Consider the following 16,539-nt stretch of genomic DNA (forward strand, 5'->3'; position numbering starts at 1 on the left):
TCTTCTCACTGCTTTACCTTTACCCTACCAAAAGTCATTGCCTTTCTCAACCTGCATGTCATTGTATTTTTGGATAAAAAGGCTATCCAATTCTGGAGAATCTTTGTACTTGCTACGTAACTCTGTCAACTTGATTTGGAGTTCTTTCACTACATCTGCATAAGCTGGGTCGTCATAGACATTGTTCATTTCATTAGGATCATCGAGGCGATCATAAAGCTCCCATTCATCAATATCGTAGTAGAAGTGCACCAATTTATATTCCTTGGTCACGATACCATAGTGTCGCTTGACCATGTGTACGCTAGGGTATTCATAGTAATGATAGTACACAGCCTCCCGATCCCACTGCTCTTTGTGGCCTGTGAGCAGAGGCATCAGACTCTCGCCCTGCATGTCACTAGGCGCAGAGATACCAGCTGCCTCCAATAGTGTCTGCGCAAAATCTAGATTTTGCACCATTTCGTTTTCAACCGTGCCTGCAGCGACTTTGTCAGGCCATCTGACCATCAAGGGTGTTTTGAATGACTCGTCGTAGATAAAACGCTTGTCAAACCAACCATGATCACCCAAATAAAAACCTTGGTCGGAAGTATAAACCACAATGGTATTTTCAGCCAACCCGCTTTCGTCGAGGTAGTCCAACACCCGTCCTACATTGTCATCCACAGAAGAGATGCAGGCCAAATAGTCTTGCATATAGCGCTGATATTTCCATCTCATTTTTTCCTCCTCAGTCATCATGGGCCAGTGCTGCTCAAAGTAGTCATTGATCGAGTCCAACACGACATTATATTGTGCCTTTTGTTCATCTGTCGCTCGTCCAAATGGTCCATAAAATCCATTTTCGAACTCTTCGACCTTAGGCGTGACTTTATCTCCCATTTTCTCAAGGAGTTCGGGTCGGATTTTGCTATCATGGCTATACATCATGTGCGTCAATAGATTCATCTCCGCAGTCTTGGCTGCCGTTCCTCTATTTTGATAGTCATCAAACAATGTCTCTGGTTCGGGGAACTGTTTTTTGGTAAACTCCGCAAACTTATCAGGTCTTGGCCACCATGGGCGATGTGGAGCCTTGTGCATGTACATCATCATAAATGGCTTGTCTGGATCACGATCTTCCTTGAGCCAATTAAGTGTAAGATCAGTGATCACATCGGTCACATAGCCCATGATAGTCGTATCTCCGCGTGGCGTATCAAAATCTGGGTTGAGGTAATAGCCTTGACCTGGAAGGATCATGAATTCATCCGCACCTTTAGGGTTGTTGCCAAAATGCAACTTGCCAAACATGGCAGTCTGGTAACCATTGGCTTGAAAAATCTGAGGAAAAGTAACCTGTGTAGTATCAAATGGCATCAAATTGTCGATCTTCCCATTGATGTGTGTATGCTTGCCCGTCAGAATCGTAGCACGAGATGGTGCGCATATCGAGTTGGACACACAGGCATTGGTAAACAACATCCCCTCATCCGCAATCCTATCTATGTTTGGTGTCTGGAGCAGCTCACTACCGTAGGCACTGATAGCCTGATAGGCGTGATCATCTGACATAATAAAAAGAATGTTGGGTCTGGTCTCCTTTGTCTTTTCAGTTTGTTTGCAACCAAAAAGAATAGAAAGGGTGAACAAAAATAGGATCTGTGATTTAAGCATTTTTATCAATTTAAAATAAGCGCAATAGGATAACTATAGTTTGTTTTTTGCCTCGATGTAATTCAATGAAACCAAAAACAAATCAGTCTCTCGAAGGGTTTCTTCATAAAACACACCTTCATATTTATAATTATTGAAGAACCCATGACCTGCATTGTCATAAAGATACAATTCACACCGCGCACCTGCGTCATGCATTTTTTCATTGTAATTTTCAGCAATACTGACAGGGATCAAATGATCTTCTCTTCCCAAAAAAATAATGGTAGGAGGGGCTAGTTTAGTAATGTTGTGCGCAGGGGAAATCTCACGCCAGCGATCCCCCATCCGTGCATGCTCGAACCCCTCTGGGCCATTGTCAAACACAGGATTGAACAATACAAGGGCATTGGCCTTGGAACTAATACTCAAATCCTCGCCAGCTTCATCCAAGCCTGGCAAAACCCCACAGGCAGCAGCTAAGTGTCCTCCAGCAGAGCCTCCAGATGCAACTATCCTTTTCGTGTCAATATTCAATTGCTTGGCATTGCTCCGTAGAAAGCGAATTGCCGACTTGGCATCTGCCACCGACTCATATGGTGTCGTCTGGTGTCTAGACTTGACACGGTAATCTACCAAAACCGTAATCATCCCTCTAGAAGCAAAATATTCGGCCTGAGGCTGAAATTGATCAATAGTCCCACCATTCCATCCGCCACCAAAGTAGAATACAATCGCTGGATATTTTCTCGCTTTTTTGAAATCAGGAGGGAATTTCACCCGCATATTCAAGGTATCTCCCTTGATTACCTTGTATGTCAACTCTGTCACACCCTGGTGGTCGGCAATAAGCACATGATCCTTCAGATCCTGTGCACGTGTTGTGAACAAAATACTAGTTAACAATAGACATACGGTTGCTACCTTTTTGATTTGACCAACAAGCTCATTGACTAAAATCATCTCTTTACAATTTTGATTTGGCTTCCCTTGTTTTCTAATACTTCCCCATCTGTTTTGATTTCACAGTCTCTTGCTTTTGCTCCGATGACTATGGGCATTCCAGTCTCGTTTCTGAATTTCAGTCCGACAGTTTCTCCTTCATCAAAAGGTGACATGGATTCTCCATGCATGGGATGTGTGTAGCCTATGAGAATTGGGAGGGCTGTGGTTCTCTTATTTCCATTTTGAGATTTCAATACAATTTTATTGTTGCTGCCCTGAATGGTCACCAACGCATGCACTAGGCGATCTGATTCTGCAGGATCAACAGTCAATTCTACATTTACATTGCTACCTTCTACAAACATGAGAGGGCCATAATTGGCATCTCCACTGCAATTTTTGACTATGGCGTCATCACCTATCCAATAGGCACGTTCTGTACCTATTGTCTTACAGTTTTCAAGACGTATGCCTTCATTTGTGCGTAATTCAAACCCTGCTCTGGTGTTCTTTGCCGTACAATTTTTAAAATGAATATTTTTTATTTGTCCATAGGTGCGAAAACCATCTTCACACAGAGATTTCATGTAACCCGATGTGACTACATACTCTCCATCACGGTTTTGAGTCCATGTACGAAAGTCTGCATCAAATGCTGGCCCTGAGGTTTCTGCAAGTATATCATCTGTAGAGCGTACTTCTCCTTCGGCATAGCAATCTTCGAAGTAGACATTCTCAGCATCCTTTTGCACGAAAAAACAATGCCCAAAAGAACGATTGTACAATTTACATTGATAGAGTTTCGTATCACTACCAGTAACCAAAAGGCCACTGTGTTTTTGATGCCGAATGACCGTTTCACTCGCTTTTCCTTTTCCAAACAAATCACCATAGCCATAAGGATACGAGCCTGAAACATAGATGGTGATATTTTTCAACACATTGCCTCTTCCTGCAACTTGAAGTACAGTTCCTCCAGGTGAGGTGTCCTCACCCACACATCGTATGGTCAATCCAGCAAAGGAATTATTACTACCCATGATCAGGAATTCATCACTATGAATGGGAGGATTTAATGCAATACGTAATTCGGTGTCTACGATGATTTCCACCCCTTCCAAATTGAAGATATTGTCGTTACCGCTAAAATTGATATACTGAAATTGTTTGCGGTCATGACGAATCCGCATAGAATCCATTGTCAAATAGTCTGTGAGCGGGTAGATACCAGCTTGGAGGGTAACCACATTTCCACTTTCAGAAGCATACTTGGCAAGATCTGCGAGACTGCTCACCTGAATATCCGCAGCTTGTAGTGCGGTAGTCATCAAGATCAGGCCTACTACCAGTCTATTTTTCAAATTATTCATTCTCATCGTTGTATTCTTTCTCTACTCCGTTACTGGATGGTACTGCATGATCAACTTGCCCTTTTTGATTGGTGAAACAAAGTCTATCCCAATCCTATAGGCACGCTTGCCACTGCGCAAATGCTCAACTGGGACGATTTCGTCCGATATTTTTAGTTTACCTCCTTTGGCTTTGATGATCACCTCGACCTTTTGCTGAGCCAATTGCAAGATTACTCTGTCGTCATCCATGATTTCATAAGGTACATCCACCATGATCGCCGTACCGAAGGCAATGGCTTCCGTGGCACTGAATTCATCGGCAATTGTAATTGTACCATTTCCCTTCCGTTCATTTTTCATGCTTCTGGTGAGTGATTGTAGGGACGACACATCGTACGCTGCACTTAGATCCATCACGACTAAATCAGCTTTTTCTGCAAAAGAGCTCTCGATGATTTTGCCAGCTGCTTCTCGACCATTGATCTGCAATTGTCCATTGACACGAGGCACAGGATGTCCCCACGAACTACGTGCAGGGTTGTCAGGAGAGAAAGCTCCAGCAATATAAGACGGTGCGCCTATGTCTCCTGCGATCATATTCTCTCCCAATACAATGACATAACTCCCCACATCGCTGTGGTTGTGGTTCTCAGCATTGTGACCCGCTTTGATTGATACCGAAAACGGGATAGTCTGCTGCCCGCGAGAGATGACGACTCCATAGTCGTCAAAATAAGTCACTGATTCCTGAGGTCTGGCTGTTTGGTCGCCTGATATGTACGACACTGAATCGTTCCACTGAATGAGCAATTGCACGGCTTCATCAGGAACAAAAGTTTTGGGCATAGCTGCACCGTACTGTTTTGCAGCCATATAATAGGCAAAATTATCATTGTCAGAAGATACCCTGAGGACACCATCTGAATAACGAGGATAAAGACCGTTTTGAATCTCAAAGTTGGCAGGAAAGTTGGCCACTCGTTGTAATTTCTCTCTGTTGTCAAAAATGAATAGGTCTATTTTCCCATCTGTATAATCATAGAGTATTTGTGCCAAGTAGAGGTAGTGTCCAAAACCATAATTCCAATAGCCCGTTCCTTCTGAACAATATCCATCCTCACCAAAACCTGACATATAGTATCTCATACTATTGAGGGCTGCACCTATGGCTGCTGTTCTTTCTTCTTTATTTTGAGACATTACGATTGTTGTGAAAATCGTACCACTGGTGCATACAGAGTTCCAGTTGCTGGTACTGCGGATCCAAGTATTACTTGCTGGGTTCTCTTCACGACACGAGCTCAAATAGGAATCAATGATGCGCCATTGCAATTGACCTGCTATTTCTGCTCTCAAAGTATCTGACAGTCTATCTTGGAGCAGGGACTCAGACATGGCCAGTACCTGCCCAAATTTTCTCGCTCCCAAATCAATAGATACTCTCTTCCCTTCGAGCACACTGTTTTCTTTGTCATCGTGATTGGGGTGCAACCACGATTTCATATCCATGATTGCTCGACTGTAGACTTCAATCTGAGGAACAAACCGTCCTTTATTTTCCATACACTCTGCGATGACATAGTGCTCTAGTCGATCCATGGTGCGGTAATAGCGTGGCTTGTAGATGCCACGATTTCCTTCCAAATTGGCTCTTCGGTAGATTGAGTCGGCAATTGGTACTTCTGGTGCTCGGTCTAACAGTGTCTCCGTATGCTCAAGGTATTCTCTTCCCGATTGGCTGGCAGCTCTTTCATCCCAATACCCACGATCTGAAATAGGTGGAGATGGACGGTAATTTCCATCAGGGATCAATGGTCTGAGCATGGACAACTGTGCCTCGGAGGGGTAGATATTCTCTCCCTTCGTCAAAGCCAAATAATCAGCTATCTTCAATTTGTTGCTTTCATTCCCTGAGGACTGGGCCACAACTTGTGAAGCAAATAATACAAATAAGTATGCAACGAGTACTTTGATTGATGTCATCTATATTGGGTTTCGTGATTAAAAAAAGCCGAAACAAAGCGAACTTGTCTGCATGAATAGACAGAAACACTTTGTATCGGCTTTTGTATGTATCTTATTTCTTGATAACCTTTACTTGCTTGTAAGCACCTTTCCCACTCAATATGACTACATACATACCTGAGCGTCTGCTGTCAAAATTGACATTCAATGTTTTAGCATCACTTGGGATTTGATCTCTGTAGACTACTCTACCATCCAGATTGTACATGACCAAATGATCATAAACCGATACCGGGACGTTCAATGTCAGTTGAGTCGATACAGGGTTTGGATAGGCGATGATTTCCACATCCGATAAATCTGCTGACAAGATTTCTTCATCTATTTGCAAATTGTCCAAATCTGCGGATTCAAATTTCCACTGCTGATTTTGGTCGGTGACATCTAAACTGCCCAAGAACACCTTGGCTCCATCCGAACGCCCATTTCCAGCATCGATGACCATATTGTTTCCTCTCTTTTGCAAACGATAGTAACCATCCCCTGCTCCGATTTTTAACCACTGCTGATTGACGTCACTCTCAGCGCATTCAATCAAAGTCACATTTTGCTCTTCAATATTCTCTGTGCCACCGTGCAGGCAATATTCTGTGCCGTACTTTTGGTATGAAAAGTAACCATCACCACGATCGATCTCTGTCCATGTAAGATTCTCATGATTAGCATGTTTTAGCAGACTAATGGCATCACCGGCTTGCACTTCAGCACCGCCATTGATGGCATATAGCGACGCACTCCGCTTCACCATTTGAAATTCACCCCCACCTACGCTAGGCGTACCTTCGTACACTTCAACTTCGGCCAATGCCAAAGTACCTGTTCCATTTATTTGGATTCTGATGATACTTCCTATTGCTCCTTCTGCGTTTATGCTCAGGGTGGCCTGACTCAAAGAAGCAACCGTTTGGCTGTATTTGATTATCCCTGAGCTTTCTAATACACTCACGTTGAAATTGGCCAATCTTTCACTACAACAATCCGTCCTATTAAAGATTTTGATCTCACCGATGGCATAACTGCCTCCCAAGTCTACTTGCCACCATGGATAGCTAGAGTTGGCGTTGGTATGCGAAACCGAATTGTCTGCAAACACCCCACTGGTATTGCCATCTACTGCACGAATGGGAGCGCCATCATAGGCAATAGACGACTGAGTTGCATTGCCTCTGTATGCCAGATTGACTATAGCATCATCAGGAATACCCAGCAAGGCAAGGTTCGTGGTTTTAGCTACTGTAGACCCCTCGTATGCGACTGTGAATGTCTCATTGCTATTTTTCTCAACATACGCTATGTTGATCAGGTGATCTCCTGCTTCGAGACAGATACTGCCAGTGACCTCTTCAAAAGTAGCAGGTGAATGATTGATTACTTCAATTCCATCAATGGTCAAACGAGAGGCATCATCCGAAGAAATATAAAAATCATAGCTCCCCTCCTCCGCTATAGTGATGAAACCATCGAAAACCAACGCATACGTACTCAAATCATCAGTAGCAGCCACATTCAAATCTGCACTCCATCCTGAAAGAGCGGGAGACAATGAACCAAAATCAGGCAAAGCATCCCAATCTCCTTCGTACAAACTGTAATTGATCCCAGATGTCGCATAGGACGGAGGAGTCACGCCAGGCTCATTGACACAGGCCTCTTCGCAGGTTACTACTGTCACATCATTGTCAGTCCCCTCATCTGTAATCAGACCACAGGTAATTCCCGTCACATTGTAGCTGGCAGATGGTAAATCCATCTCATATCCTGACAAATTGTAAATCGTCATGTCTCTGGCAGTGTGATAGTTTTGTGAAGAAGGTTCTCCACTTAAAAAACGTTGATTTTGGAGATACCCACCCATTTGTATTTTTAACTCAGGGTTTACATCCGCCTCGTTTCCTCTCAAAACTACTCTGTGTCCACTACCTCCTATATAGGCTACACATTTGCTACCATTGTAATAAGGATCGACCGGAGGGATAATGGTAATATCTGCATTGAAGTTCCTATCATTGTCATAGGTACTTTGATAGACAGGACCATAGGCTGCGTCAGCTTTGCAATTCACAACCGAACCAGAAGCCAAAGCATATCCCTGCTCACATCCAATGATTGTACATCCTTCCACATATTTTGAACCAGTAGCATGAGCCAATGTGATTCCTCCCCTCATGTTCTTGACTGTACAGTTGAGTACTGTCACGTTACTCGTACCTCTTGAATAGTGAACACCATCAATTACTGTCTCACCAGCATTGTATGCACGAATACCCTCTTCACCAAGACTCATCATGTGTCCTGGAGGCAAGCGATACCCCCATGTAGTCATAAAATCGACCAAATCCGCAGGAGAACCTGTGCCTTCCTCAGCCAACATGTCATCAGTGGATCGTACTTCCCCTTCTACATAGCACCCTTCTATAAGTGGGTTGTTTGCTGCCTGCATAAAAATACAGTGTCCGTAGGTCCTGTGAATGAATGTACAGTTTTTGACATGATTGGACTCTCCTCTGACTAGACAAGTACTGTGTTTTTTGTGACCAATGACGTTGCCTGAGCCTCCCTTGCCAAAAGCATCTCCGTACCCATATGGGAAAGAGCCCGTGGATGTGACATGAAAGCCTTCTACCCTATTGCTAGCGCCATCAATGACAATGTTGACAGCCCCACTCGTAGGATTATCATCCACTGAACCATCATCAAACAAAGTCAAGTTTTTTAGCACATTGTTGTTACCTGTAATTTGAACTTCATAAACGTCATAGTTCCCATACGCTCTGAAAACCTCTGTTTTCACCTTGATAGTCACATCGGTAAAATCATAGGTACTGCCATTGCCTGATACCAATAGGAGCACTTTGAAATAGGAATTATTTGACTCAGTATAGGTTTGACTCTCAAACAGCTTGTTGGCAACATCCTCTGCAGTAACTGTATATGTCCCAGGTGCCAACTTCACATGGACATTGCTTTCCTTGAGATAGGGTTGCAATTCACTTAGAGATTGAACCACTGTTTGGGCGTTTAGTGATGCTCCCAATGTGATCAAAACTAAAAACAAACCAATCTCACGAATTGTTGCTTTAATAGTAGTTGAAATTGAATGGTAAATTTTTCTTTTCATGCTTAATTATTTTAGTAAGTAATCGTCTTGTCATAGCTATAAGGAGCATCATTCACCCCTTAATATTTTTTATATCTTTTCTACCTCCACAAAATAGGCCCCCAATTCAGTCTCATCATCCAAGGTGAACCAAGTCTGAAGTTTGGTATCTCCCGCTTTCAAATCCACAGTAAACTCTACGTATTCCATAGTCCCATCTACTGCCGCACTCTCCTCATAGTCTTGTACTTTCACTCTGGCCTGACGGATATCGAGTGCTTTTCCTGGTTTACTTTCTCCCACGCTGGTAGCAGGCAATGCTGGACGTATAGCTGCCGAAGCATTGAGTGCAAGATGTGTTTCTACGGGCCATCGGCGCAATCTCAGTTTGTACTGACCACTCTTAGCTACTTTGATCAACCAGTAGCCATTGTCAATGTACCCACTGCGTATATGGCGTTGGTGCCAGGGGCTTTCATGCTGGGTGTGCCAGTCATGACAGTACAGTTTTGTGGGATTTTCTGACTCATGACCTATGTAGATGTATGGCTGATCTTTGTAGCTCGGAGATATCTCTGCCCACCATTTGTCATAATAGGCCTTGTACTCAGCCACTTTCTCTGGATACTTCTCGGCGATATTGGTACGCTGCTCTGGATCGGTCTCCAGATTGTATAGCTCCACTCCGTCAATCAGTCTCCACTTGTCCTGCATCAATGATGTCCTGAGCCATGGCTGAGGCACTTCGGTTCTTTGCGAATTGGTGATTACAATTCTATCCTTAAAATCACCATTGTCACCATGAATCAATGGCACGAGGCTTTGTCCGTCAAATTTGATATGTTCAGGAACTTCCAATCTCGCCATCTCTACCAATGTAGGCAGGATATCATAGTGAGCCGTCAACTCATTGATATCTTTACCAACAGTCACACCACCATCTTTCCAATGAATAAAAAGTGGCACTCTGTGACCTCCTTCATATTTACTCGCCTTGATACCACGCATACCTGCATTGTATCCTTTTTTTACAAAACCATCTAGCCTGTGACCTTCTACCTTAGCTCCTTGGGCAGTACCATTGTCCGTAGTGAATATCAAGATTGTATTGTCCATGATGCCACTGGTTTTGAGATAATCCACCAGTTTACCTATGTTTTCGTCCACGTTGGCTATCATCCCATAAAATGCAGCCATAGGTATGCTGTCATTGTCCTCATATTCCTGATAGGGATCTAAATATTTGTTTTCAACAAAATAGGGAGAATGTGCAGCATTGGTGGGTAAGTAACAGAAGAAAGGTCTGTCCTTGTTTGCATCGATAAATTTGGTAGCCTCAGCAAACCAAATATCGGTACAATACCCTTCGAATCGTTCCAATTTACCATTATGAATGTAGGTGTCATTGAAGTAATCATTGTCCCAGTAATCCATGGTTTGCTCGATACCTCCACCTCCATGTGTCAATACTTCATCAAAGCCTTTGTCTTGAGGTCTGAAAGGATAATTATCACCTTGGTGCCACTTGCCAAATATCCCTGTAGCATAGCCATTGTTTTTCATGATTTGTGCCACTGTAGTCTCTCGCTCTAAAAGCAAAGAGCGACCATTGACGGTATGCCAAACACCCGCTCTGTTGGCATGGTGACCTGTAAGCAATGCTGCCCTACTAGGCGCACAAGTAGGGTTGACGTGATAATCGGTAAAACGCACACTCTGGGCATGCAGCTGATCTATGTTGGGAGTTTGGATGATGGGATTGCCCAAAGCAGCAATGTCACCATATCCTTGATCATCTACCAAGATGAGGATGACATTGGGCTTCTTGATTTGTTCTGCCGTTCTCTTTTTTTCAGCCGCACATGACATCAAAATCAAAACGCTCAATGCTATTTCTGTAATCCTAATTAGTCTCTTCATTGCTATCCAATCACCTATTGTTCCCCAATCTGACCTTTCGACGCTACCATGCTTATAAAATTTTCGAAAAGTCCTCGTTGATATCATTCAGAATAATTGAATCCACTCTATACCCTGACTGATTCCCTTCTGATTTAATATCCTAGCAAAACTCAATAACCACCAATACATTCAGTATCAACTATGGTTCAGAAACTATAAAAAATGAGTCTAGTTAACCACAAGCTCTTCTTTTTCATTTAATTACTCAACTCTTCTCAGGTACTTTTACTTCGTCTTCAAGTCGGTCAATTACAGCTTGGTGGTTTAGTTATTTTCATAAGCATTACTTCGTCTGTTCCTCTCTGATCATTTTCCCGTTTTTCAGTTCTCTGACGAATACCTCTATCGTGCCATCTTGACTATCTAGTTGCTCGATTTTAATTTCCTGTACTCGTCCATCGGTCAGGGTCACAACCAACTCATTTTCATTTTTGGCTACCACTGATTTGATCATTGATTTGGTTTCGTAGGGCTCGATCACAGACAAGTATCTGGCTTGTGTCCCTTTGCTGCGTACAGCCATGGATTTGAGACGTGAAGACTCATCTCCGAGCGGGAAGTCTCCTCCTATTTTGGCCTCAAAGCGCAGGACATCCATCCCATCGAGATCAACAGTGATTTTTGCCAGTTCCTCGTTATTTTCTGGCATAGCGGGTAGGGACTTCTCCATCGGCTCACCTGCTATTTTGATCGGTCCCCCATAGTAATCCTTTCCTTTGTTTTCGGGAATCAACACATTTTCATATTTAACTGGAAGTGAAGAAAGATAGACGGTTGATCCATTCTTTAGCACCAGCTTTGCATCTCCCCAGAAGATGGTGTTGTTGCGAATCTTACCTGGTGTCATGGTAGTCAGTTCTAATTTGCTCTTTCCTGAGATGTCTAGAGATATAGTTTTACTTCCCAAAATCCAAGCTCCAGTGCTATCGCTCAGGATCTGTTGATCATCTACACTGACAGTGTACCATAGTTTTTTGTTTACATAAAAACCCTCCGTAGAAGTTCCAATCATTAATTCTGATTTCGGTGGCCAAGCATTGAATACATCAATTTTTAGCGGACCATCTAGGCTATACGGCAATCTCACTCCTTCATTGTCACAACCTTCTCCCCAGCACATTTCGAATTGGGTGCGAGAAGTTCCCTCCACTTCGTACCAGTTGCAATCTGTGATGAACTGCGCACTACCGATCGGATCAGTATTCATCTGGTTGGTATGCTTGACCAATTCCACTTTGTCTGCTTTGATTCCTTTGAACCCCTTTGATTGAAACATCCAGTCAAATTCATGTTCATTTTCACCATTCAAGTAATCTGCTAATACAATGTAATCGTCCATTACAACCATCGCTCTGCGCTGCAACACTGGTTCAGTAAACTCCGTCACTTCACCAAATGCAGGCTGAATCGCTGGAAGGTCAATGGTCCGACTTTCGTCCCACATTTTTTCGGCAAAAGTCTGTCTATCGTTTGGGATCCCTCCATATGGTGGGTGGCTCCATTTTGAATTGGTTTCTATCGCAGTAGCTTGCATCATATCTCCTGTATGAAACAAGAGTCGTTTGTTTTCTACTGGCTGTTGCATTTTTTGATCCACTACTACCATGTTTTTGTTGATGGATACCTGTTTCCAGAATTTGTAGAGATAGCTCTGGTATCCATACCAAAACATCAAGGTTCCATAAAAACTACGTCCATAGCGACTCATATGCACCAAATCGGTACGGTCAAAGTGTCCATGGTATCCTCCATGTGAGCCGTAGTGTAGAGCAGCTTGAATTTGCTCGGACTGCTGCCTGCCAGCCGTCTGTGAACGCAATTGTACAATGCCCATGTTGTCAGCATAGGCCGAAACTTTCATCTTCTCTGAGGTTACTTTTGGCAGATCTGGCACACCATAAAGTAAGTCACGCGTATCTCCTCGGTTGATAATGGCGGCATATTCTGGATCGCGGTATATGTAATAGGCCAATTCGTATGATTTGCCAGACAACTTGCCTTCGACCGCATCATTGACCGCCAGCAACACCCCACGAAAATCCATAAATGGAATAGAGGCATCCCACATATCTTTGATGCTGACACTGTTGCGCTCAATTTTGCCCCATTTTTCAAATTCCATTCCCATGATTCCACCTTGTCGTCTACTCGCTAGGAGTGAAAAATGCTTGGTCGTTCCTATCGGAAAAGTCATGTCTTTGAAATTGATACCCCAAGGCTCCAGTGCCAGTGCTATTTCAGAAAATTCTGTCGCTACCCAAGTGTTGTACCCCACGGCACATTCGTACCACCAGCCATCATTCATAATACCATGTTCCAAATGCTTGTAGATTCCTGTTGGGGCATTTAATAACTGATCTATTAGGTACCAATCTTGTAGATTCAAGGCACAGTACATAGCCGCGGTGAGTTCGGCCACATTCCAGTTGCTGATCGCTCCTTTGCTATTTCCTTTGAGTGTCTGCGTGACAAACAATCGAAACGTGGCTTCTGTCCGTTGTCTATCTTCTGCTGTGACTTGAGGGCTATTTCTTACCAGATCGTACATTCGACCTACTGCTTGCCAGAATTTTCCTTCCCCTACAAATGAATTGCTTCCTCCGACAAGTGTCGCTTGATAGCCTGTTTTCGGGTCAATCAAACGTCGGAGCAATTTGAGGCATTTCTCGGCATAAGCTTCATTTCCTGTCAAGTGATAAGCAATGGCACAATCGTAAATTTCAGTTCCGTTTGTTGAAAACACTGATTTGCCCAATGGTCTCTCTGTTTCATTAGAAAAATCTGCGCCGTTTGGCACAACCCACTTTTTGGCATTCCTTTCGTACTCTTCTAAGGCTTCTTTGGCCCAATCATATTTTTCGATCTTTTCATTTATTTTCTGCCATCCTGCATCAGTGAAAATAATATTTGGGAAGGGAACATGAACTGCCGTAGTAAATTCAAGGCTTGGAGAAGATGCTCCCGATCCATTGGCAATAGCTTTCACCACTTGCTTTTCACGGATCCCCTGTGGCAAATGAGCTGGAATCTCCACCGTAAGTACGCATTTACCCACTTCACCAGGAGATAGAGAAAAAACTGAGGGTTCGATACGCGCTTTCATTGATTCCCAACCCATGGTTTCAATCACCATCTGAATACCTTGTAACTCATCTGTTGTATTGGCGACTTCCATTTCGTACTGTACCTCTGTACCTGGATCGGAAGATTTTCCTCTGATTTCTGCCTCCAATGCGGCAGTAAGACCTTTCGTTACAAATACATTTCGGATTTTATAAGTAGGGTTTTCATCGGATTGAAGGGACAACAATACATGCTTCACGGCAAAAAAGGTCCCTTGCCTCTGACCTGCATCTATGTCAAACAAATCCCATGGGATATAAACCGTGTGCCAACCTTTGCCAACCAGTCGCACCTGAGCTGTACTTACGGGGTTCAAGTCTTCATAATCCAGCGTATCCACTTTCAACACGGCAGAAATTTGCGCTGTGGTTTCTTTGTGCAGATAGACATCAAACACCAGCCCGCTGTACTTGGTCCAATCCGCAGCATCTCCATGAAAGGGTCTGCTAATTCCAGGGAAGTAAATGCGATTTTGATCTGCATAGGTGTATGAAATGGCCGTACCATTCGCGATGAGTGCCTCCCCATTTTTTACCTTGCTAGCACCTGACCAATCAGTAAAATCGTTGGCTCCCACTCTCTCCTTTGGTTGCGCCAAAGTAATTGTCGAGATTATGACTGTTAAAAAAAGTAAAGCTGCGTTTTTCATGTGTATTTTATAAATTTTATGGCTGTATGGAATTCCCAAGGCATCATTTTCCTTTAGGATGAAGATTTTCTGTTCTCAATCTTCATCCTTGGTTGGTATGCTTATGGTCATTTCATATTCAATTGTTCTTTCATCAAAATCATTTTTCCCTAATCACCTCTGCTCTCAGCTGAGCATGATTGCTACATACTCTGGCGACTAATCGCCTGCTGATACAGTTCCTCAGTCTGTATTCTCAGCTTCCTCAAAGTCTCCCCATGCTCTGGACTGTTAACTAAATTGTGCTGTTCCAAGGGGTCATTTTCCACATCGTATAGTTCCTCGATTTTGGGACTATGCTCGTAATAGACAAAATACTTCCAGCGAGCTGTACGTACGCCCCTGCTACGGTAGGATTGATTGGCTTCAATTAGTTTTTGATTGATCTCGTCTACGTTTTGGCTATATCGCTCTTCGAACATATCCACCAGAAAAAGATCCTCCATCAAGACCGCATCTCTCCAATCAGACATGTCCTGAGTCTGATTCAAAACTCCACTGATATCTCTCCCCTGCATACTCAGTGGTGGCTTCAGCCCTGCCATCGAAACAATGGTAGGAGCCATATCTATGGACGAAATCAGGGCATTCTCCCTCCTTTGACGTTTGGAATCAGGCACGCGTCCGTCATAAATAATGAGTGGAGCTTTGACTGATTCTTCGTAGAGCAGGCATTTGTCAAACAATCCATGTGAACCTTGAAAACGACCATTATCACTTGTGTAGATGATAATGGTATTTTCAAGAAGTCCTTTTTCTTTCAACTTTTCAACCAAAAGCCCCACCTGCTGATCTACTGTATAGCCCTGTGTGGCAAATCGACGCACAAGACGTTGATACAATTCTGGTGTGGAAGAGCGCTGGCGATGAAGATATACACCGCGAGCATTTTCTTTTACTACACTCGGCAATTCTTCATTGTCTCCTTCTACCCAGTTATCTGGCACTGAAAAATCCTGATCTTTGAATTGCTCAAAATGTGGCATATACATGTCTCGATTCTGATCATGCTTCACTGCATAAAAACTGACCGAAAGACAAAATGGCTGATCCACTGGCTGAGTATCTATAAAGCGCAACATGGCTTCACCAGTTCGTCGAGTGGTTGATGAGTTGTCTCTGTTTTCCATCTCTCGATATATCGTCTGCAAAACCTCATCGGTTTCTGGCCAAGCCAAAACCCCATTCCTTTCGTGTGTTTCAGCACCTGCAAAAAAATCGAAAACATGCCCCATGTTTTCTTTGTAATAGTGTTCTTTCGGTGTACTTGGCCTTTGTGCTTTTTCTGTCACCGTAAACCCAACCTTGCCAATAAAACCCGTTCGGTAGCCTGCTTTTTTCAATACTGCGGGATAGCTCTGAGCAAAATCTGCCTGTGACAAAGTGTAATCATTGGGCGCAACAAACCCGACTCGGTGACTAGATATAGGGCGTCCGGTCATCATGGTCACGCGGCTAGGCATGCAAATCGCCACAGCATAAAAAGCTTTGTCAAATGTGACTCCCTGTGTAGCCAAATTATCGATATTGGGCGTATTGAATTCAGGTTTGCCGTAGCAGCCCATGTTGTCCCAACGTTGATCATCCGTCATCAAAAAGATGATGTTGGGAGGATTGCTCTGTTCGCGCTTTGTGGATGGGTTTTGGCAAGATGACAAAACCATAGCGCACCACAATCCCCCGATCCAAACCCGTGTTCTCATGCTATA

General features: G+C 43.5%; 8 protein-coding genes. All 8 read right to left on the minus strand.

Going from position 1 to position 16,539, the window contains the following annotated elements:
• Positions 1 to 24: 24 nt before the first annotated feature.
• Entirely contained in the window at positions 25 to 1,659 is a 1,635-nt protein-coding gene (locus tag N6H18_RS01300; protein ID WP_262310040.1) for a sulfatase family protein, read from the minus strand.
• A gap of 33 nt (positions 1,660 to 1,692) precedes the next feature.
• The gene (locus N6H18_RS01305) at positions 1,693 to 2,601 is read right to left on the minus strand and encodes an alpha/beta hydrolase (RefSeq protein WP_262310041.1); all 909 of its coding nucleotides are present in this window, start codon (positions 2,599 to 2,601) and stop codon (positions 1,693 to 1,695) included.
• Positions 2,598 to 3,953: a hypothetical protein gene (locus tag N6H18_RS01310; protein WP_262310042.1), complete on the minus strand. Its 1,356-nt coding sequence runs from the start codon at positions 3,951 to 3,953 to the stop codon at positions 2,598 to 2,600. Before N6H18_RS01310 ends, N6H18_RS01305 begins: the two co-directional genes overlap by 4 nt.
• Before the next feature lie 21 nt (positions 3,954 to 3,974).
• Positions 3,975 to 5,918, minus strand: a complete 1,944-nt coding sequence (locus N6H18_RS01315; protein WP_262310043.1) for a heparinase II/III family protein — start codon at positions 5,916 to 5,918, stop codon at positions 3,975 to 3,977.
• A 94-nt stretch (positions 5,919 to 6,012) separates the two neighbouring features.
• Entirely contained in the window at positions 6,013 to 9,078 is a 3,066-nt protein-coding gene (locus tag N6H18_RS01320; RefSeq protein WP_262310044.1) for a galactose-binding domain-containing protein, read from the minus strand.
• A gap of 69 nt (positions 9,079 to 9,147) precedes the next feature.
• Complete coding sequence (locus N6H18_RS01325) at positions 9,148 to 10,977, minus strand: arylsulfatase (RefSeq protein WP_262310045.1); 1,830 nt, start codon at positions 10,975 to 10,977, stop codon at positions 9,148 to 9,150.
• A gap of 325 nt (positions 10,978 to 11,302) precedes the next feature.
• Positions 11,303 to 14,791 carry an alginate lyase family protein gene (locus tag N6H18_RS01330; RefSeq protein WP_262310046.1) on the minus strand — a complete coding sequence of 1,163 codons (3,489 nt, stop codon included), beginning with the start codon at positions 14,789 to 14,791 and terminating at the stop codon, positions 11,303 to 11,305.
• Between the two features lie 182 nt (positions 14,792 to 14,973).
• Positions 14,974 to 16,533: a sulfatase-like hydrolase/transferase gene (locus tag N6H18_RS01335; RefSeq protein ID WP_262310047.1), complete on the minus strand. Its 1,560-nt coding sequence runs from the start codon at positions 16,531 to 16,533 to the stop codon at positions 14,974 to 14,976.
• Between the last annotated feature and the right edge of the window lie 6 nt (positions 16,534 to 16,539).

Source organism: Reichenbachiella agarivorans (genome assembly GCF_025502585.1).
Taxonomy (GTDB): Bacteria; Bacteroidota; Bacteroidia; order Cytophagales; family Cyclobacteriaceae; genus Reichenbachiella; species Reichenbachiella agarivorans.

Coding starts and splice junctions, on each gene's coding strand:
- N6H18_RS01335 (WP_262310047.1), bottom strand. CDS start 16,533: ATGAGAACACGGGTTTGGATCGGGGGATTGTGGTGCGCTATGGTTTTG.
- N6H18_RS01320 (WP_262310044.1), bottom strand. CDS start 9,078: ATGAAAAGAAAAATTTACCATTCAATTTCAACTACTATTAAAGCAACA.
- N6H18_RS01305 (WP_262310041.1), bottom strand. CDS start 2,601: ATGATTTTAGTCAATGAGCTTGTTGGTCAAATCAAAAAGGTAGCAACC.
- N6H18_RS01300 (WP_262310040.1), bottom strand. CDS start 1,659: ATGCTTAAATCACAGATCCTATTTTTGTTCACCCTTTCTATTCTTTTT.
- N6H18_RS01325 (WP_262310045.1), bottom strand. CDS start 10,977: ATGAAGAGACTAATTAGGATTACAGAAATAGCATTGAGCGTTTTGATT.
- N6H18_RS01310 (WP_262310042.1), bottom strand. CDS start 3,953: ATGAATAATTTGAAAAATAGACTGGTAGTAGGCCTGATCTTGATGACT.
- N6H18_RS01315 (WP_262310043.1), bottom strand. CDS start 5,918: ATGACATCAATCAAAGTACTCGTTGCATACTTATTTGTATTATTTGCT.
- N6H18_RS01330 (WP_262310046.1), bottom strand. CDS start 14,791: ATGAAAAACGCAGCTTTACTTTTTTTAACAGTCATAATCTCGACAATT.